The following is a 698-nucleotide window of genomic DNA, read 5'->3' as shown; positions in this document are numbered from 1 at the left end:
GTCAGTGCGTAAGGTGAGTATTTAAAAGATCAGCGATTTCTTGTTTTGAGTTAGCCTCCTCTGCTTCACGTTTACACTTAGTAAGAAAATTAAGGTCATTGGTGCTGCCATCTTTGCTTTTTTCATGGTTATAAAGGTCGCTAAGCAGCCTTAACACACTAAAGCGTAAATCTTTAAGCAACATGTTCGTCTCCAAATGGTGAAATTAAAATGAAAATAATTAAGGAGGATTTAAATTTTCGCAGGTTGTTACGTGGTAAATTGTGTGTTTTAAGTGTTTATGTTTACTGTAAAATACATGAAAACAATTTAAATTTAAATGATTTTAATTCATTTTATTTTTGTTTTTTAATAAAGATTTTATTTGTCATTTAGTTATAAATTAAGAAATTTTAAAGATTAAAAATACAGTTGAAATTTTGAGATGTCGAAGCTGTGTTTCACAAATAATAAGCTGGATTGTAGCCTTGCTTAAAGAAATGGGAGATAAAGAGAAACTGAAGATGAAGCTTTGATGATTTATATTAATTGATGGCTTTATCCCTTGAGTTAGACCTGGTACTCGTAGAGTTATACAATATGCTGTTATTTTTGTATCGTGTGAAGTTGGAAAATAATTGAATTCTGAGCTATTCACTATTGGATATTTCTTAAATGCCTTCTTTTCAGGCTTACCTTCTCACCTTACGCACTGACAT

At 30.7% G+C, this 698-nt stretch carries 1 protein-coding gene; it reads right to left on the bottom strand.

The genetic code is table 11. From position 1 onward, the window contains the following. Position 1 precedes the first annotated feature (1 nt). Positions 2 to 184, bottom strand: a complete 183-nt coding sequence (locus C200_RS12825; RefSeq protein WP_016212421.1) for a hypothetical protein — start codon at positions 182 to 184, stop codon at positions 2 to 4. Positions 185 to 698 lie beyond the last annotated feature (514 nt).

Source organism: Piscirickettsia salmonis LF-89 = ATCC VR-1361 (assembly GCF_000297215.2).
Taxonomy (GTDB): Bacteria; Pseudomonadota; Gammaproteobacteria; order Piscirickettsiales; family Piscirickettsiaceae; genus Piscirickettsia; species Piscirickettsia salmonis.
Note: the sequence above shows the minus strand (reverse complement) of the source record. Positions and strands in the feature narration are given on the sequence as shown.

What these genes read in the sequence shown, in the direction of transcription:
- C200_RS12825 (WP_016212421.1), bottom strand. Translation starts at nt 184, where the DNA reads ATGTTGCTTAAAGATTTACGCTTTAGTGTGTTAAGGCTGCTTAGCGAC.